Here is a 19,206-nt window from a genome sequence, read left to right on the forward strand (position 1 = left end):
TAAATAGGTAAATATTGTGAGCACAGATCTAGTATTAGATTCAGATAGAGTGGATAGCAAAGGGATTCAGCAGGAAAATAAACCTGGCTTGAAGAGCTCGTTTGGTAGTGCTGACTTTATGCGCCAAATCACCATGATATTGGCTTTGGCGGTATGTCTGGTACTGGCGGTATTTATGATTATTTGGGCGCAAGAGCCTGAATACCGACCTTTAGGGCAAATGGAAACCGCTGAAATGATCCAAGTATTGGACGTTTTAGATAAGAATAAAATTGCTTATAAAATCTCTGGTGATGTTGTCAGTATTCCTGAAAACAAATATCAAAATGTCAAACTGCTGCTGGGCCGTGCAGGCGTTGAAGCCAGTAGCCAACCAACGGATTATTTGAGCCAAGACAGCGGTTTTGGTGTTAGTCAGCGCATGGAGCAAGCGCGCCTAAAACAAAGCCAAGAAGTTAATTTAGCTAGAGTGATAGAAGAGCTTAAAAGCATTAGCCGCGCCAAAGTGATTTTAGCTATTCCGAAAGAAAACGTCTTTGCCCGAAATAAATCTAAGCCGAGCGCGACCGTGGTTGTTAGTGTGCGTCGTGGCAGTCTTGGCCAAGAAGAGATTGACTCTATTGTTGATATTGTTGCTTCAGCAGTACAAGGCTTAGAGCCAAGTCGCGTGACCGTGACCGATTCAAATGGCCGCTTACTGAATTCAGGCAGTCAAGATGGCGCCTCATCACGAGCGCGCCGCGAACTTGAATTAGTGCAGCATCAAGAGGCTGAGTATCGCAACAAAATTGACTCGATTTTAATGCCGATTTTAGGCCCTGAAAACTTCACCGCTCAAGTTGATGTCAACATGGACTTTACTGCGGTTGAGCAAACCGCCAAACGTTTTTCGCCTGATTTACCGGCTGTGCGCAGTGAAATGACCATAGAGCGCAATTCAAGCGGCCAATCAATGGGCGGTATTCCTGGGGCGTTAACTAATCAGCCACCTATGGATTCAGATATTCCTCAAGTAGCCGGCACTGAACAAACCACTGCAGTTAATGGCAATAGCCATAGAGAAGCAACCCGCAATTTTGAGCTTGATACCACCATCAGTCATACCCGCCAGCAAGTGGGCGTGGTGCGCAGAGTGAGCGTGTCTGTGGCCATTGATTATAAACCGGGACCTGCTGATGAAGCTGGCATAGTGAGCCGCATTCCGCGCACCGAGCAAGAGCTAACCAATATTCGCCGCTTACTTGAAGGGGCGATGGGCTTTACCAGTCAACGTGGTGATAGCTTAGAAGTGGTGACAGTACCGTTTATGAACCAACTGATTGAAGAACTGCCCGCCGCTGAAATGTGGGAGCAGCCTTGGTTTTGGCGCGCGGTGAGATTGGTGTTAGGGGCGTTTTTAGTCTTAGTGCTGATTTTGTTTGTGATTAGACCTATGTTAAATCGTTTGTTTAATAACGACGAAGTCGAGATGCCCGAAGAGCCGCGCTTAGGTCATGAATTAGCTGAGATTGAAGATCAATATGCCGCCGATACCTTGGGTATGCTCAATAGCCAGCAAGCAGATTATAGTTATGCCGATGATGGCTCGATTCAAATACCAAACCTGCATAAAGATGATGATATGATTAAGTCGATTAGGGCATTAGTGGCTAATGAACCTGAACTTTCTACCCAAGTAATTAAGAGTTGGTTACAAGAAGATGGCAAATAACCCTATTGCAGCCCCAGAGGCTCAACAAACTAATCTTGAAGAGCTGAGTGGCATTGAAAAAACCGCGATATTATTACTGAGTTTAAGTGAGGCTGATGCGGCCTCAATCTTAAAGCACTTAGAGCCAAAACAAGTTCAAAAAGTGGGTATGGCCATGGCCGCCATGCAAGATTTTGGACAAGAAAAAGTCATTGGGGTACATAAGCTGTTTTTGGAAGAAATTCAGAAGTTTTCTTCTATTGGTTTTAACAGTGAAGAGTTTGTCCGCAAAGCATTAACAGCAGCCCTAGGTGAAGACAAAGCTGGTAATTTGATTGAACAAATTATCATGGGCAGTGGCGCTAAAGGCTTAGATTCATTGAAATGGATGGATGCCCGCCAAGTGGCAACCATTATTCAAAACGAGCATCCACAAATCCAAACTATTGTTTTATCTTATTTAGAGCCTGATCAAGCGGCTGAAATCTTCAGTCAGTTCCCTGAAAATACCCGTTTAGATTTGATGATGCGCATTGCTAACTTAGAAGAAGTGCAGCCGGCGGCATTACAAGAATTAAACGACATCATGGAAAAACAATTTGCCGGACAAGGCGGCGCGCAAGCGGCGAAAATGGGCGGCTTGAAAGCGGCGGCCAATATCATGAACTTCCTCGATACAGGAGTTGAAGGCCAGATCATGGAAACCATGCGCGAATCTGATGAAGAAATGGCGCAGCAAATTCAAGATCTGATGTTTGTGTTTGAAAACTTAATTGATGTGGATGATCGCGGTATTCAAGCCTTGCTGCGTGAAGTTCAACAAGATGTGTTAATGAAAGCATTAAAAGGTGCTGATGATCAGTTATCTGACAAAATTATTGGTAATATGTCCAAGCGAGCAGGTGAGCTATTACGTGATGATCTTGAAGCCATGGGGCCGATAAGGATCAGTGAAGTGGAAATGGCTCAAAAAGAGATCCTTGCGATTGCGCGTCGATTAAGTGACAGCGGCGAAATTATGCTCGGTGGCGGCGGTGGTGATGAGTTCCTATAGCCCGATCTAAGCCGATTTTATAACGAGGTACAACCAGACCAATCATGACTGAAGCTAATAAGAATAATAACCTAACAGAAGTGGATGAAGATTTTAGCCATTGGCAATTACCCGATGTTTCCCAGCCAAAAACCGACAATGGCTCAAATTTATTTGGCCAACTAGGTCGGCAAAATTCTCAGCCTGTTGCTGAAGACAAGCCCCTTTTACCGCCTACCATGGCTGAAATAGAGCAAATTCGAGTTGAAGCTGAACAAGAAGGTTTTGAGCAAGGTCAGCTTGACGGTCTAGCGAAAGGCACGGAGCAAGGTCGGCTTGAAGGTTTAGAGCAAGGTCACGCTGAAGGTTTTTCTCAGGGTGAGCAACAAGGTTATGAAGTGGGTTTAGCAAAAGCCAATGAGATGCTTGAGCGTTTATCAGGCTTAGTTGAGCAGTTTGAACAGCCATTATTAGTACTCGATGCTGAAATCGAAGCCGAGCTATTACAGTTATCCATTAATCTAGCGAAATCTATTGTCAGCAACGAATTACAAACTCATCCTGAACATATTTTATCTGTGCTGCGTCAAGGGGTTGACTCGTTACCAATTAAAAAACAACAAGTAACCCTGAGGTTTAATCCTGCTGATGCTGAGCTAGTTAATCAATTATACTCTGAAGCGCAATTAGCTAAGAATCGTTGGGAAATCGAAGCCGATCCATCCCTTAATAACGGTGACTGCGTGATTCATAGCGAGCGCTCCAGTGTCGATTTACGAGTTGAAGCACGTATGACTCAAGCGCTCAGCGGCTTGCAACAACAAGTGGCAGGTATTCAAGCCAATGTGCAAGCGATCAAGTCAGACTCTAGCCGCTATACCACTAGCATTGTTGATGAAGCTTCCGAGTGTAGCCTTACCGTGGTGGGAGCAGAGCAGGAGCAATCGACGGCTGGCAATGTGTCAGCCGGCAATGTCTCTGCTGCGCCAAATGAAGAGAGCTTACACCTTGTTGATGAGGTAGATGATGCTAAATCGCCAACATCAATTGCTGAATAAATTTAAACTTCATAGTAATAAAGTCACTCCCATTAGACCTGTGGCCAGTGGTCAGCTGGTTAGGGTTGTTGGTTTAACTCTCGAAGCGACCGGCTGTAGAGCCCCTGTTGGCAGTTTATGCTCTATCGAAACCATGGCGGGTGAGTTAGTGGCTGAAGTGGTGGGTTTTGATGATGAGCTGCTTTACCTTATGCCGGTTGATGAATTAAGAGGGGTGCTACCTGGAGCAAGAGTGCAGCCTTTAGGTGAGCAGTCAGGTTTAAATGTTGGCTTAAGTTTATTAGGCCGGGTTTTAGACGGCAGCGGTTTACCCCTTGATGGCCTTGGGCCGTTAAATACTGAGCAACATGCCTCGCGTCATGCGCCGCCCATTAACCCTTTGTCACGCCGCGCGATTACCGAACCATTAGATGTCGGTGTTAGAGCCATTAATGCCATGTTGACCGTAGGTAAAGGCCAGCGAATGGGTTTGTTTGCCGGCTCTGGTGTGGGTAAAAGTGTGCTGTTAGGCATGATGACGCGCGGCACCACCGCTGACATTATTGTGGTGGGGCTAGTGGGTGAACGTGGCCGTGAAGTAAAAGAGTTTATTGAAGAGATTTTAGGCCCAGAAGGCCGAGCCAGATCTGTGGTGGTCGCAGCCCCTGCTGATACTTCACCATTGATGCGTTTGCGGGCCTGTGAAACCTCAACACGTATTGCTGAGTATTTTAGAGACCTGGGTTATAACGTATTGTTATTGATGGACAGCTTAACCCGTTACGCCCAAGCTCAGCGTGAAGTCGCCTTGGCTGTAGGTGAGCCTCCGGCGACCAAAGGTTATCCGCCATCGGTGTTTGCTAAATTACCCCGCTTGGTTGAAAGGGCTGGTAACGGCGCTCCGGGTCAAGGTTCGATTACCGCATTTTATACCGTGCTTACTGAAGGTGACGATCAACAAGATCCCATTGCCGATGCGTCACGGGCGATTTTAGATGGCCATATTGTGTTATCACGAACGCTGGCTGATTCTGGCCATTACCCCGCCATTGATATTGAGCAGTCTATTAGCCGCGTCGCACCTATGGTGATTAGCCCTGAACATTTAGAGTCCATGCGTTTGGTTAAACAGATGTATTCGCTTTATCAGCAAAACAGAGACTTAATTTCAATTGGGGCTTATTCGCAAGGTAGCGATCCGCGCATTGATAATGCTATTCGGTTACAACCAGCGATGAATGCGTTTTTACGCCAAGGATTTAAAGATGTTATATCCTTTGATAACAGTCAAACCATGGTCGGGCAGATTGCTGCTCAGTGTAAATAATGCGCCGCGCTGATCCATTAATCACAGTGCTTAAACTCAATAAAGAAGCAGAAGAGCAAGCTGCGTTGCAGCTCAAGTCGGCTCAATTAGAGCAACAACGATTTGAGGGGCAATTAGAGGCGCTAAATAATTATCGCCTCGAGTACATGAAGCAAATGGGTGAGAATCAAGGCAAGACCTTAAGTGCCAGTGAATATCACTCTTTTCATGAATTTATTAAGCAAGTTGATCAAGCCTTAGTGCAGCAAGTTAATACCGTTAGAGAAGCACAAAATCAGACCCAACATCGACAAGTTCATTGGCAACAAAAGCAGCAAAAGCGTAAAGCGGTTGAATTGTTGTTAGCTAAAAATGCCCAAAAAGCCCAGCAAATAGCCAATAAACAAGAGCAAAAAGCCTCAGATGAATTTGCGATGCAGCAGTTTATTCGTAAAACCCCGCGTTAAATACCCTTATCCGTTTTTAGCCTAATTAATTTTTATTCTGGCACTCTAATTGCTTGGTTGGTTATTAATAATAAAAGCGTCAGCAATGTGACTTTCATAATTTTATAGCGCCAATAGGTTTTCGGTGTGATTAACTCGGAGTTTGTTATGCAGCAAGTGAGTAATATTTTACTTGGAAATAGCAATAAAATGGCGAATTCCCCAACGGGAGAGACGCCGCAAGCTACTGATAGCCCATCTTTTTTGTCGGCGCTTAATCAAGTTTCTCAAACTGATGATAGGCAGGGTAACACTGAGCAAGCTTCTGAAAATAACACAGATATTAATCTGGAGGATGACAATGCCTCACCAGAGCATATTGCTGCAGAAACCGATATTGCTTTAATCTTTGCTCAAATTGACTTAGCAGAAAATTTCGAAACCAATAGTCAACTAACAGGTGGCAACATATTGCCGCTGGCTATTGAGGCCGATCCAGCTGAACTGACACAAGAGGCTTTAGGTCACTTAGCTGAAGCGATTTCAGTGCCAAAAACGGATGCTATGGCAGCAGATATCGACAGTTTAACTACAGAATTTTTAAGTGACTATTCAGCTGCGCAGCTGCAAAATTTATCAGAATTTAGTGCAATGTCTGCAGCTGAGTTGTCAGCATTATCAGTCAAGGAGTTAAATCAGCTGATCACTGACTTTAACCAGCAAAGTCCCATCCAAGCTGGAGCATTACTCCCTTTGATTGAGCTAGCCACAACCAGCACCATAGATAATGCTGAAAAACCAGCCCTTGCGCTTAGCAGTGGCTTTAGCTCAATTCATAAACACCAAATGGATAACAATAGTGCAGCTGTTGATGTAAACAAAAACTTAGTTGATGCCAGCAAAACTTTAGGCGCCCCTGACAGTATTGAAGGTAAAATAACCTCAAAAGAATCAGGGGTTAATCTGAGTAAAGCGGAGTTATCGGTATCCATGGATAAGTCAGCTACTCCTTCCTCTGCCAATAGTCCTAGTAGTAATATCCTAGCAAATAATGCCATTGCCCTTAGCGCTGCTGAGTTTGCTGTTGATGCAGAACCTGTGGATCTCAAGGCGATACAAAATCAAAGTAGCTTAACTTCAGTGCATAAAAGTGATGTGCCGCAATTTCAATTATCCTTACGTCAAGGTTCTGAGTCGGTAGGGCAAATGCAGGAGATGATCCAAAAGTTCGCTCCTGTGATGAAGCAACAACTCATGACTATGGTCGGACAGGGCATTCAACATGCGGAAATTCGATTAGATCCGGCAGAGCTTGGCCATATGGTGGTCAGAGTTCAAGTTAATGGCGATCAAACCCAAGTGCAATTTCAAGTGGCGCAGACACAAACCCGAGATCTATTGGAGCAAGCTATTCCTCGGCTACGGGAAATGCTAGCTGAAGAAGGGCTGCAATTGGCTGACAGTCATGTTTCTCAAGACGGCGAACAGCAGAAAAATTCTGATTATGATGAGTCGAGTGCTAGGAATGACGGGGTTTTGGATGAAATTTCAGCACAAGAACTTGAGATAGTCACAAAACATGCCATGAGTGGCAGTTCTGCTATAGATTATTACGCTTAAGTCGGTAACCTATGGGCTAATGGTCGCAAAATCAAAAACTAAGCTGAAACTTAGTTAACACAATAATAACAATAGCGTGATGGAATCATTTATGCCAGAAGAAGCTTCTTTAGAATTAACCACCCAAAACCCACCCAAAAGTATCAATAAAATGGTTATCTTTTTGGTGGTTGGGGTGTTGCTGCTGGCAGGCATTGCCGTGGCAGTGCTGTTTTTTATTGGCGACAATGCTAAAGCGACTGCAAACTCACCTGCAACTGACATAGGTGCTGCAACAGTCGTATCTGATGTGGTTAAAGGCAAGGCAAACTATGTAGGTATGCCAAGACCATTTTTATTCAATTTAGCAGGTGCTAATCGTTCACGTTTAGTTGAAATAAAAGTGCAGTTAATGGTGCGAGGGGATGACGGCGTTACTGCAAAAATGCATATTCCTTTAATTGAACATGCGCTTTTAAACACATTTAGCGCAGCTGATGTACAAAAGCTAAGTACCCAAGCGGGCAAAGATGAGTTGCGCCAATTAGCCCTATTAAATGTTCAAAATACATTGCAACCCATAACCGGCCAAAAAGTCGTTGAAAAAGTACTTTTTACTGGTTTTGTAATGCAATAACGCCATGAAAAATCCAAGGTGATGATGTGAGTGATTTATTAAGCCAAGACGAAATTGATGCGCTACTCCATGGCGTCGACGATGTTGATGAAGATGATTTATATGATAGTGATGAGACTCAAGCATATGACTTTTCATCTCAAGATCGCATTGTTCGTGGGCGAATGCCAACCCTTGAAATTGTAAATGAACGTTTTGCTCGTCACTTACGCATCAGCATGTTTAACATGATGCGCCGTGCTGCTGAAGTGTCTATTAACGGCGTGCAAATGCTGAAATTTGGTGAGTACGTTCATACCTTATTCGTACCAACCAGCCTGAATATGGTGCGCTTTAGTCCGCTAAAAGGCACGGCGCTTATCACTATGGAAGCACGGTTAGTCTTCATTTTAGTAGATAACTTTTTTGGTGGTGATGGCCGCTTTCATGCAAAAATTGAAGGGCGTGAATTTACTCCCACTGAGCGTCGTATCGTCCAGCTGCTATTGAAAATCATTTTTGAAGATTATAAAGATGCTTGGGCACCTGTAATGGATGTTGAGTTTGAGTATTTAGACTCAGAGGTCAACCCTGCCATGGCCAATATTGTTAGCCCAACAGAAGTGGTGGTGATTAACTCTTTTCATATTGAAGTGGATGGCGGTGGCGGTGATTTTCATATCACCATGCCATATTCGATGATCGAGCCTATTCGTGAGCTGCTTGATGCCGGTGTTCAAAGTGATAAACAAGATACCGATATGCGTTGGGGCCAAGCATTGCGTGATGAGATCATGGATGTGCAAGTAGGGATTGATGCCAACATCATTGAGCATGAAGTGACATTAAGAGATGTGATGGGCTTTAAAGCGGGGGATATTATTCCTATTGAGCTGCCTGAGCATGTGATGATGCGAGTTGAGGACTTACCGACTTACCGCTGTAAGTTAGGTCAATCCCGCGAAAATTTGGCATTAAAAATTAGTGAAGTTATTCCAAGGCCTGAAACGGCGAAATCAGAATTACAGCTAATTACTCGTAAAGGCAAAGCCCGCGATCTTACTGTGCTATAGACAGGCTTATTTCAAAAATAGTTTTATTTTAACAATCTTGTTTAAAAGAACGCTTATTTAAAGAGCGTATGTTTAAATAAAATGTTGAAAATGAATAATAATTTATAGATTTAATAATTATTGTCCGTGAATATTTAACGGATAACATGTCAGAATTTTAAGGTGATATACATGAGTGATACCGATGATTGGGCTGCAGCAATGGCAGAGCAGGCACTTGAAGAAGCAAAAGAAGCTGAACAAGTCGCCCTTGATGAACTGGTAGATGAAGCTGCGCCAATCTCGCATGATCAAGCTGAAAAGCTTGATGCCATTATGGATATACCGGTAACGATTTCGATGGAAGTCGGTCGCAGTTTTATTAGTATTCGTAACTTGCTGCAACTGAACCAAGGCTCGGTGGTCGAGCTAGATCGTGTTGCTGGTGAGCCCCTTGATGTGATGGTAAATGGCACGCTTATCGCTCATGGTGAAGTGGTTGTGGTGAATGACAAGTTTGGTATTCGTCTGACAGATGTGATTAGCCAAACAGAACGCATTAAGAAGTTAAAGTAATCGAACAAGCATTAAGGATTTAACCCTGTGTTGAATGTGTTCTCCTCGCTAGCATTAGCTAGCTCTGCGCTTACTGACACGGCAACAACCGCAGTTGCCACCAGCGTTTCTAAAGCGCCAGAAACATCAAATGTGGCTGCGCTCTCAAGTATAATGGGCGGGCTTATTTTAGTCGTCGCTATCATTTTTTTATTGGCATTTATTGTCAAAAAATTAAACTTAGTCCAGTCAAATCAAGGGGTGATAAAAACCATCGCCATGACGCCTCTGGGTCAAAAAGAAAAGCTGGTTTTGGTTGAACTTGAAGGCCAGCAGTATCTTTTGGGGGTGACCTCACAGCAAGTTAACCTTATTGATAAGCTAGACACAAACGTTGAAATAGAAACCACTAGTTTTGCCACTCGTCTCAAGCAAGCCAAAGTGCAAGCAACAGTCAAGGCCAAGGAACAGCAATAATGAAAAGATGGATAGTGCTGGCTTTGTTGGCTGGATTAATGTTCACGCCTGTTAGTTTTGCAGACGATGGCTTACTAAAAGCGGTGACAGTGACTGCAGGGGCTGACGGCAGTACCGAATATTCAGTCACTATGCAGATTTTACTGCTAATGACGGCCATGAGCTTTATTCCTGCAATGGTAATAATGCTGACCTCATTTACTCGTATTATCGTGGTGCTATCTATTTTGCGCCAAGCATTAGGTTTACAACAAACCCCATCAAATCAGGTGCTCATTGGCATTACCATGTTCATGACCTTTTTTATCATGGCGCCAGTATTTGATAAAATTCATGCTGAAGCGGTAAAACCTTACATGAATGAAACTCTGACAATGCAGCAAGCCTTTGAAGTGGGTAAAGAGCCCTTAAGGCAGTTTATGTTGGCGCAAGTCAGAACCACAGATTTAGAAACCTTTGTCGAAATTTCAGGTTATACCGATATTACTTCCCCTGAGCTGGCACCGATGAGCGTGTTGATACCAGCGTTTATCACCAGTGAGCTTAAAACCGCTTTTCAAATTGGCTTTATGTTATTTGTGCCATTTTTGGTATTGGATTTGGTGGTTGCCAGTATTTTGATGGCAATGGGTATGATGATGCTGTCACCGATGATTGTGTCCTTACCCTTTAAAATCATGCTGTTTGTTTTGGTGGATGGTTGGGGCTTAGTACTGGGCACCTTGGCCAGTAGTTTCGGCACATAGGGAGCAGGGCTGATGTCACCAGAGTCATTAATTGATATTTTTCGTGAAGCTTTGTCCGTTATTGTGCTGATTGTGTCGGCAATTATCTTACCGGGCTTGTTTGTCGGTTTGATTGTGGCGGTATTTCAGGCTGCCACCTCGATTAACGAACAAACCTTGAGCTTCTTACCACGTCTATTAATGACACTGTTTTCACTGATGTTTTTAGGTCATTGGTTGGTGCAAACCATGATGGATTTTTTCTATAATATGGTGGATATGATCCCGCAGGTTATAGGTTAGCGCATTGGATATTCTGTTCGAGGAAATTAGCCAAACCATTGCCGCCTATATTTGGCCGCTGTTTCGTATTTCTTCAATGCTAATGGTAATGACAGTCTTTGGCGCCAATACCACTCCGTCGCGGATCCGCTTATTATTGGCGATGGCCATCACCATTGCCGTTGCGCCGGTATTACCGCAAACCGCATACGTGGAGCTATTTTCCTTAACTGCCGTGTTTGTCTCAGCCCAGCAAATTTTAGTGGGCACAGCTATTGGTTTTGTGACCATTTTAGTGATGCAAACTTTTGTATTAACAGGGCAAATTATCGGTATGCAAACCAGTTTAGGCTTCGCCTCCATGGTGGACCCCGGCTCAGGTGAGCAAACCCCGGTAGTTGGTAACTTCTTTTTATTACTGGCGACCTTGATTTTTTTAAGTGTCGATGGTCATTTATTGATGTTTAAAATGCTGGTGGCCAGCTTTGAAACCATTCCAGTTTCAACCGAAGGCTTTAGCATCGCCAATTATAAAAAACTCACCGAGTTTGGCAGTTATATGTTTGGCGCGGCGTTAACCATGTCGATATCAGCCATTGTGGCCTTATTGCTTATTAACCTTTCTTTTGGGGTCATGACCCGAGCCTCACCGCAGCTGAACATTTTTGCCATCGGCTTTCCAGTGACTATGGTCAGTGGCTTATTTATTCTATGGCTGACTCTAGGCCCTATCATGTCCCATTTTGATCAGGTGTGGCTGCAAGCCCAGCTGCTGATGTGCGATATTTTACAACTGACCTGTCACATTGACGGTTCCATAAGCCAGTAGGAACAAGATGGCAGAAGATACCGGTCAAGAACGCACCGAGGAACCCACCGCCAAGCGACTGGAACAATCCCGTGAAAAAGGTCAGGTCGCCCGTTCTAAAGAGTTAGGTACTGCAGCGGTATTATTAGCTTCTGCTGTAGGGTTTGCCTTTGTAGGCGAAGATCTTGCGCGCAGTTTACACAGTGTAATGACGCAAATGCTCACCATGGAGCGGGATCAGATCTATGACACCAACTCGATGTTTCGGGTTTGGGGCGTTATTGGCGCTGAGCTTGCTTGGCCATTATTTAGCTTTATTGCCTTTCTTGCCCTTATTGCCTTTCTTGGCAATATTGTCTTAGGTGGCATCACTTTTTCAGTTAAAGCCTTTATGCCTAAGGGCAGTAAAATGAATCCAGCTAAAGGTTTTAAAAGGATGTTTGGCACTCAGGCATTAGTTGAGCTGACTAAAGGTATTGCTAAATTTTTAGTGGTGGCGATTTCGGCTTACTTTTTACTGTCGTTTTACTTTTACGATATTTTGACCTTGTCCATGGGCCATTTACCGGGGAATATTTATCACGCACTGGATCTGTTGGTATGGATGTTTATTTTATTGTGTTCATCAATGCTACTGATCGTGGTTATTGATGTGCCATTTCAAATATGGAACCACAATAAACAGCTTAAAATGACCAAACAAGAGGTTAAAGACGAGTATAAAGACTCTGAAGGTAAGCCTGAAGTAAAAGGCCGCATACGGCAAATGCAGCATGAATTGGCCAATAAGCGCATGATGTCAGAAGTGCCTAATGCCGATGTGATTGTGGTTAACCCAGAGCATTACGCTGTGGCAGTAAAATATGATGCCAGTCGCTCATCTGCGCCATTTTTAGTGGCAAAAGGGGTTGATGATGTGGCCTTTAAAATTCGCGAAATAGCCCGAGAGCACGAAGTACCAATTGTGTCAGCGCCGCCGCTAGCCAGAGCCATATATCACACAACTAAAATCGATCAACAGGTACCGGAAGGGCTATTTACCGCCATTGCACAAATCTTAGCTTACGTATTTCAGTTAAAACAATACCAAAAGGGTCGCGGTAAACGTCCAAAACCTATTCCGCTCAACCAACCTATTCCGGATGATTTAAAACATTAACTGCGGTGTTTTTAGGCATTCAAACCGTAACCGCGGCTATTGACTCATAGCTTGGCTTAGTAATTGCATTTCGTTGATGTCAGCGTCAAAAATATTACGAAAGGGTTTACGGTTAATGGATGTAAAGACAGCGCTAGGTCAAGCAAAGCAAATACGATTTAGCACATTCAAAGGTATTGGTACCCCATTATTGGTGCTGGCTGCATTAGGTATGGTGGTATTGCCGATGCCGCCATTTCTGCTTGATATTTTATTCTCCTTTAATATTTCCCTCGCGTTAATCGTGTTACTGGTCGCTATTTACAGTGATCGCCCACTCGATTTTGCTGCCTTTCCGACTGTTTTACTGGTGGCTACCTTATTACGCTTAGCATTAAATGTGGCCTCAACACGAATCGTGTTACTTGAGGGGCATAACGGTGGCGACTCCGCGGGTAAGGTGATTGAAGCCTTTGGCTCGGTGGTGATTGGCGGTAACTATGCTGTGGGTTTAGTTGTGTTTTTAATCCTGATCATCATCAACTTTGCCGTAGTAACCAAAGGTGCGGGGCGCATTTCAGAAGTAAGCGCGCGTTTTACCTTGGACGCCATGCCGGGTAAACAAATGGCCATTGATGCCGATTTAAATGCTGGTACATTAACTCAAGATCAAGCACGTATTCGCCGTGCTGAAGTGACGAAAGAAGCCGACTTTTATGGCGCGATGGACGGTGCCTCAAAATTTGTCAAAGGGGATGCTATTGCCGGGATTATGATTCTGGTCATTAATATCCTTGGCGGTTTTGTCATCGGCATGGTGCAGCACGGCTTGGACTTTTCAAGCGCGGTGGAAATTTATACCTTATTGACCATTGGTGATGGCTTGGTGGCGCAAATACCTGGCTTGCTTTTATCTATCGCAGCCGCCTTGATGGTGACGCGCCAAAATGAGTCTGGCGATATGGGCGGGATGATGATCAGCCAAATGTTCCATAGTCCTAAGTCTATGGCCATTGCCTCAGCGGTGCTTTTTGTTATGGGCGTTGTCCCAGGTATGCCACATTTTGCTTTTTTAACGTTTGCATTCATTACCGCAGGCGCAGCTTATTTTATTTATAAACGCAATAACGACAATAAAACCCTCGCGCTAGAAAAAGCAGTTAAAGGCCCAACCGATGTCAAAGAGGCTGAGCCTAAAGAGCTAAGCTGGGAAGATGTGCATCATGTAGACACCATAGGCCTTGAAGTGGGCTATCGACTTATTCCGCTAGTAGATAAAGGCCAAGGCGGCGAGTTACTCAGTCGCATTAAAGGGGTGCGTAAAAAGTTATCGCAGGAATTGGGCTTTTTGGTACCGGCGGTGCATATCCGTGACAACTTAGATTTATCCCCCAACTGCTATCAAATATCCTTAATGGGCGTGGTGGTTGGCGAAGCAGAAGTAAGACATGATTGCGAGTTAGCGATTAATCCTGGTCAAGTTTATGGCAAGCTTGATGGCATAGAGACCAAAGATCCTGCTTTTGGTTTAGAAGCCGTGTGGATAGCACCAGAGCAACGTGAACACGCGCAAACATTAGGTTATACCGTGGTTGATACCGCGACTGTGGTTGCCACCCATATTAGCCAGCTACTGACCAATAATGCGGCTAAATTATTGGGCTATGAAGAAGTGCAGCAGTTGATGGATATGCTATCGAAAAACTCGCCGAAGTTAGTCGATGGCTTTATACCAGACGTTATGCCGCTAGGTTCAGTGGTAAAAGTGATGCAAAACCTTCTTAATGAAGGAGTTTCTATCCGAGACTTGCGCACAATCGTGCAAACACTGTTAGAATACGGCAGCAAAAGTAATGATACTGAAGTGTTAACCGCTGCAGTACGTATTGCCTTGAAACGAATGATAGTGCAAGAGATCTCTGGGCCTGAGTTGGAAATCCCTGTCATAACATTGGCGCCAGAGTTGGAACAGATGTTGCACAAGTCTATGCAGGCAACAGGCGGTGAAGGGCCCAATATTGAGCCAGGCCTTGCAGAACGTATGCAGAAGTCATTATTAGATGCTTCACAGAAGCAAGAAATGGTCGGTCAACCAGCCATTTTATTGACATCTGGCATGCTTAGGTCAACTTTGTCGCGGTTTGTGAAATACACCATTCCTAATTTACGGGTAATTTCTTACCAAGAAATACCCGATGAAAAGCAAATACGCATAGTATCTGCAGTTGGGCAATAGCAATGACTTTCAGTTTGAAAGAGGTACGTAGTGAAAATTAAACGATTTTTTGCCAAGGATATGCGCTCAGCATTAGCTCAAGTCAAAGAGACTTTGGGCTCTGACGCGGTGATCATGTCGAATAAGAAAGTAACTGGTGGCATCGAAATTGTTGCAGCAGTTGACTACGATGAACCTAAAGTTGATGTTGCCGTAAAATCGCCGGTTGCAGCCTTTATGGATGTGACTGAAGACCGAGTGTCAATTGGTGCTAACAAACCTGCCATTAAAGCGCACACTAAAGTCAGCCCGCCGCCAGTTGCTGATTCACTGCAGGCGTTATTAGAAAAGCAGCATAGCCGCCTGCAGCAACAAATCTCCCAGCAACATGAAGAGCCGGAATTACCAGATTGGGCTAAACAGTTAGAAGCAAGCAAACCTGTAGCTAAAGAACCAAGGCAGCATCAGCAACACATTGAGCCGTCTAGATCTTCCAATAAAGGCCATTCAGCTGAAATGGAAGCGATGCGAGAAGAGATGGCGTCACTGCGCGGTTTGCTAACTCATCAAGTTTCTTCATTAATGAAAGAACAGAAAAAACGCACCGATCCTGTGGGCGCAATGCTTGAAAGTAAATTAATTGCCGCAGAGTTCTCGCCTGCTGTCGCTGCCAAGTTATCCAGCCTGAGTCAGCAGTTTTCTCCCGCCGATTTAGTCAGAGCCTTACCCCAAAGTTTGGCCAATCTACTCGATAACCAAGGTGACGATATTGTCCGTACTGGTGGCGTGGTCGCATTTGTCGGTCCAACCGGTGTCGGTAAAACCACCTCATTGGCTAAAATTGCGGCCAGATTTGCCGCTCATCATGGCCCAGAACAAGTTGCGTTAATTACCACAGATCATTATCGTATTGGAGCCTTTGAGCAATTGGCAACTTATGGCAAAATAATGGGCTGTCCAGTTAAACAAGCACATGATTTAACTGAATTAGAACAAATTCTTTATCAGTTTAAGAATCGAAAGTTAGTTTTGATTGACACTGCGGGTATGGGGCAACGAGATCTACGCCTTTATCAGCAGTTAGATGATTTGATGGCGAACACCAGAATACCCATTCGTAGTTATTTGGTGATGTCGGCAACCTCTCAACGAAGAGTGTTAGTCGATGCCGTAGAACATTTTAAAAGAATCCCGTTATCGGGGTGTATACTGACGAAATTAGATGAGTCAGTATCCATTGCTGGCGCATTAAGTGTATTAATCCAAAACGGGTTGCCATTAAGTTATATTACTGATGGCCAACGCGTTCCAGAAGATATGCAGGTTGCCGATACGCTTTCATTAGCAAGACAAGCGTTAGCAGCACTAAACGAAACAAAACCTCAAACGTCACCTGACACTGCGTGGTCAAATGACATGGCCTATGCATTCGAGTAAAGATATGACCCGAGATCAAGCAAGTGGTTTACGTATGATGAATCAACCAAATAACGATAAAGTAAAAGTAATTGCAGTCAGCGGTGGTAAAGGCGGCGTGGGTAAAACCAGTGTGTCGATTAATACCGCGGTAGCACTTGCTGAGAAAGGCAAACGGGTTTTAGTACTCGATGCCGATTTAGGACTCGCCAACGTTGATGTGATGTTAGGTATTCGAGCTGAGAAAAACTTATCTCACGTATTATCTGGCGAAGCAGAATTAGACGACATTATTGTTCGAGGCCCCAAAGGCATTGGTATTGTACCAGCCACATCAGGCACTCAAGCGATGGTGGAATTAACCCAAGCGCAACATGTTGGATTAATTCGCGCCTTTAGCGATATGAAAACCCAGTTTGATATTTTAATCGTTGATACCGCAGCGGGTATCTCTGATATGGTGCTGAGTTTTTCCCGTGCCTCACAAGATGTATTGATTGTGGTTTGTGATGAACCGACATCAATAACCGATGCCTATGCCCTGATTAAAATATTAAGTCGTGAGCACGGTGTGTTCCGCTTCAAAATTGTGGCAAATATGGTGCGTAGTTTGCGAGAAGGCATGGAGTTATTCGCCAAGTTAAGTAAAGTAACCGATAGATTTTTAGATGTGGCTTTAGAGCTGGTTGCGACAGTGCCATTTGATGAAAATTTACGTAAATCAGTACGTAAGCAGAAGTTGGTTGTGGAAGCATTTCCAAAATCACCAGCGGCCATTGCTTACCACGGTTTAGCCAATAAAATCATGAGCTGGCCTGTGCCACAACAGCCTGGTGGTCATCTAGAGTTCTTTGTTGAACGTCTTGTTCAGCGCAAAGAAGTAAAAGAGGATACACCGAGTGAATAAAGCCGCCGCGTATACTCAGTTTGATAATAAAACCTCAATTGTTGAACAGTATGCACCGTTGGTAAAAAGAATTGCACATCATATGTTGGCAAGGCTGCCAGCATCGGTGCAACTTGATGACTTATTGCAAGCTGGGATGATGGGGCTACTGGAAGCATCATCAAAGTTTGATGGCTCTAAAGGCGCCAAATTTGAAACCTTTGCTGGGATCCGAATTCGTGGCTCGATGATCGACGAAATTCGCCGTGGTGATTGGGTGCCGCGCTCGGTACATCGAAACCAACGCCGTGTTGCACAAGTTATCGATGAACTGGGTCAAGAATTAGGCCGTGATGCCAGAGATACTGAAATTGCAGAAAAATTGGAAATGTCTCTTGAAGAATATCACCATATTTTGAACGATGTTTCAGTAGGAAAAGTTATTGGGATTGAAGACTTAGGTGTTTCAGAAGATGTGATTGTGTCTGATGAATTAACTGAGGATGAAAGTTTTGATTCTTTAGCTGAAGTGCAGTTTAAATCGGCATTAGCACAAGCAATTACCACTTTACCCGAAAGAGATGCGCTAGTTTTGTCGCTATATTATGACGAAGCGTTAAATTTAAAAGAAATCGGTGCCGTTCTTGAGGTCAGCGAGTCGCGTGTTAGCCAGATATTAAGTCAGGCAATGCTGCGTCTCAAAGGCAAACTCAAGCACTGGACACAGGTATAATTACTAATAAGAGCAACGAATTAAGCTCACCGGAGGAAACCTTGGACAAGAATATGAAGATACTGATTGTTGATGATTTTTCAACAATGAGACGTATCATAAAGAACTTGTTGCGAGACTTGGGATTTAATAATACTCAAGAAGCAGATGATGGCAATACCGCACTACCAATGTTACAAAAAAGCGATTTTGACTTTGTTGTAACCGATTGGAATATGCCAGGTATGCAAGGAATTGATTTATTAAAAGCCATTAGAGCTGACGATTCATTAAAACACTTGCCAGTATTAATGGTAACAGCAGAAGCAAAACGTGAACAAATTATTGCCGCAGCGCAAGCTGGCGTTAATGGCTACGTGGTTAAACCTTTTACCGCAGCAACGTTAAAAGAAAAACTCGATAAAATCTTTGAACGTTTAGCCTAAGCAAAGGATAAGTTATGCAGGCAGCAATATCAGGGCTCATAGATCTTGAGCAAGCCCAGCAACTTGTTAAATTGCTTGAAGATGGACAACAAGAGCAAGCTGATGAGGTCATTCGTGACCTGTCAGTGCCAATACAACGTGAACTGTTTGATGAAGTTGGCAAGCTGACCCGTCAGTTACACAGTTCACTAAATGACTTTCAATTAGATACCCGTCTGGTTGAACTTGCCAACACCGAAATTCCAGATGCAAAAGAAAGACTCAACTTTGTCATTGATATGACAGAGCAAGCTGCAAATAAAACCATGGATGCAGTTGAAGAATGTTTACCTTTGGCCGATACAATAATAAATAACATTCAATCGGTCACGCCAATGTGGGACAAATTGATGCGTAGGGACATTTCCTTAGTGGAATTTAAGTCCTTGTGTCATGACGTTCAACATATCATGTCCCATAGCGAACATGATTCAAATCGACTAAGAGAACTGCTCAATCAAATATTGATGGCGCAAGATTTTCAAGATTTGACTGGCCAAATGATCCGCCGAGTTATTGATTTAGTCATCGAAGTTGAAAGCAGTTTAGTGTCTATGCTGACAATCTTTGGCGACAATGCAGCCGACTCGAATCGAGTCATTGATGATAATAAAATTGAAGCAGAAGGCCCTATCTTAAATGCTGACACCCGCGAAGACGTGGTGACTGGCCAAGATGAAGTGGATGATCTGCTATCAAGTCTGGGTTTCTAATTAGGAGTCAAATTT

General features: G+C 43.9%; 20 protein-coding genes. All 20 read left to right on the forward strand.

The window, feature by feature from the left end; genetic code table 11:
- Nucleotides 1-16 precede the first annotated feature (16 nt).
- Nucleotides 17-1,711: a flagellar basal-body MS-ring/collar protein FliF gene (gene fliF, locus BM739_RS10055; RefSeq protein WP_076540223.1), complete on the forward strand. Its 1,695-nt coding sequence runs from the start codon at nucleotides 17-19 to the stop codon at nucleotides 1,709-1,711.
- Nucleotides 1,701-2,744 carry a flagellar motor switch protein FliG gene (gene fliG / locus BM739_RS10060; RefSeq protein ID WP_076540225.1) on the forward strand — a complete coding sequence of 348 codons (1,044 nt, stop codon included), beginning with the start codon at nucleotides 1,701-1,703 and terminating at the stop codon, nucleotides 2,742-2,744. The genes fliF and fliG overlap by 11 nt, the downstream gene beginning before the upstream one ends.
- A gap of 44 nt (nucleotides 2,745-2,788) precedes the next feature.
- A complete protein-coding gene (gene fliH, locus BM739_RS10065; protein ID WP_076540227.1) occupies nucleotides 2,789-3,781 on the forward strand; it encodes a flagellar assembly protein FliH in 993 nt (330 codons plus the stop codon).
- Nucleotides 3,750-5,087, forward strand: coding sequence for a flagellar protein export ATPase FliI (gene fliI, locus BM739_RS10070; RefSeq protein WP_076540229.1), 1,338 nt, complete (start codon nucleotides 3,750-3,752; stop codon nucleotides 5,085-5,087). Before fliH ends, fliI begins: the two co-directional genes overlap by 32 nt.
- Nucleotides 5,087-5,533 (forward strand): flagellar export protein FliJ, encoded by a 447-nt coding sequence (gene fliJ / locus BM739_RS10075; RefSeq protein ID WP_076540231.1) that lies wholly within the window; start codon nucleotides 5,087-5,089, stop codon nucleotides 5,531-5,533. Before fliI ends, fliJ begins: the two co-directional genes overlap by 1 nt.
- Nucleotides 5,534-5,659: 126 nt before the next feature.
- Complete coding sequence (locus BM739_RS10080) at nucleotides 5,660-7,132, forward strand: flagellar hook-length control protein FliK (protein WP_139326868.1); 1,473 nt, start codon at nucleotides 5,660-5,662, stop codon at nucleotides 7,130-7,132.
- A gap of 91 nt (nucleotides 7,133-7,223) precedes the next feature.
- Entirely contained in the window at nucleotides 7,224-7,748 is a 525-nt protein-coding gene (gene fliL / locus BM739_RS10085) for a flagellar basal body-associated protein FliL (RefSeq protein WP_076540234.1), read from the forward strand.
- Nucleotides 7,749-7,774: 26 nt separating this feature from the next.
- Nucleotides 7,775-8,800: a flagellar motor switch protein FliM gene (gene fliM / locus BM739_RS10090; RefSeq protein ID WP_076540236.1), complete on the forward strand. Its 1,026-nt coding sequence runs from the start codon at nucleotides 7,775-7,777 to the stop codon at nucleotides 8,798-8,800.
- 171 nt (nucleotides 8,801-8,971) lie between these two features.
- A complete protein-coding gene (gene fliN / locus BM739_RS10095) occupies nucleotides 8,972-9,355 on the forward strand; it encodes a flagellar motor switch protein FliN (RefSeq protein WP_076540237.1) in 384 nt (127 codons plus the stop codon).
- Nucleotides 9,356-9,385: 30 nt separating this feature from the next.
- Entirely contained in the window at nucleotides 9,386-9,811 is a 426-nt protein-coding gene (gene fliO / locus BM739_RS10100; protein WP_254843529.1) for a flagellar biosynthetic protein FliO, read from the forward strand.
- A gap of 38 nt (nucleotides 9,812-9,849) precedes the next feature.
- The gene (gene fliP, locus BM739_RS10105; protein WP_254843530.1) at nucleotides 9,850-10,557 is read left to right on the forward strand and encodes a flagellar type III secretion system pore protein FliP; all 708 of its coding nucleotides are present in this window, start codon (nucleotides 9,850-9,852) and stop codon (nucleotides 10,555-10,557) included.
- A 12-nt stretch (nucleotides 10,558-10,569) separates the two neighbouring features.
- Nucleotides 10,570-10,839, forward strand: coding sequence for a flagellar biosynthesis protein FliQ (fliQ, locus tag BM739_RS10110; protein WP_076540242.1), 270 nt, complete (start codon nucleotides 10,570-10,572; stop codon nucleotides 10,837-10,839).
- Nucleotides 10,840-10,843: 4 nt separating this feature from the next.
- Complete coding sequence (gene fliR / locus BM739_RS10115; protein WP_076540244.1) at nucleotides 10,844-11,647, forward strand: flagellar biosynthetic protein FliR; 804 nt, start codon at nucleotides 10,844-10,846, stop codon at nucleotides 11,645-11,647.
- A gap of 7 nt (nucleotides 11,648-11,654) precedes the next feature.
- A complete protein-coding gene (gene flhB, locus BM739_RS10120) occupies nucleotides 11,655-12,785 on the forward strand; it encodes a flagellar biosynthesis protein FlhB (protein WP_076540246.1) in 1,131 nt (376 codons plus the stop codon).
- Between the two features lie 115 nt (nucleotides 12,786-12,900).
- Nucleotides 12,901-15,000: a flagellar biosynthesis protein FlhA gene (gene flhA / locus BM739_RS10125; protein WP_076540248.1), complete on the forward strand. Its 2,100-nt coding sequence runs from the start codon at nucleotides 12,901-12,903 to the stop codon at nucleotides 14,998-15,000.
- Nucleotides 15,001-15,030: 30 nt separating this feature from the next.
- Nucleotides 15,031-16,416 carry a flagellar biosynthesis protein FlhF gene (flhF, locus tag BM739_RS10130; RefSeq protein ID WP_076540251.1) on the forward strand — a complete coding sequence of 462 codons (1,386 nt, stop codon included), beginning with the start codon at nucleotides 15,031-15,033 and terminating at the stop codon, nucleotides 16,414-16,416.
- A gap of 4 nt (nucleotides 16,417-16,420) precedes the next feature.
- Entirely contained in the window at nucleotides 16,421-17,302 is an 882-nt protein-coding gene (locus tag BM739_RS10135) for a MinD/ParA family protein (protein WP_076540438.1), read from the forward strand.
- The gene (locus BM739_RS10140; protein WP_076540254.1) at nucleotides 17,295-18,014 is read left to right on the forward strand and encodes an RNA polymerase sigma factor FliA; all 720 of its coding nucleotides are present in this window, start codon (nucleotides 17,295-17,297) and stop codon (nucleotides 18,012-18,014) included. The genes BM739_RS10135 and BM739_RS10140 overlap by 8 nt, the downstream gene beginning before the upstream one ends.
- Before the next feature lie 41 nt (nucleotides 18,015-18,055).
- Nucleotides 18,056-18,439 (forward strand): chemotaxis response regulator CheY, encoded by a 384-nt coding sequence (gene cheY, locus BM739_RS10145; protein ID WP_076540257.1) that lies wholly within the window; start codon nucleotides 18,056-18,058, stop codon nucleotides 18,437-18,439.
- Nucleotides 18,440-18,453: 14 nt separating this feature from the next.
- Nucleotides 18,454-19,191, forward strand: coding sequence for a protein phosphatase CheZ (locus BM739_RS10150; RefSeq protein WP_076540260.1), 738 nt, complete (start codon nucleotides 18,454-18,456; stop codon nucleotides 19,189-19,191).
- Nucleotides 19,192-19,206 lie beyond the last annotated feature (15 nt).

Source organism: Shewanella sp. UCD-KL21, from assembly GCF_001957135.1.
In the GTDB taxonomy this organism is placed as follows: Bacteria; Pseudomonadota; Gammaproteobacteria; order Enterobacterales; family Shewanellaceae; genus Shewanella.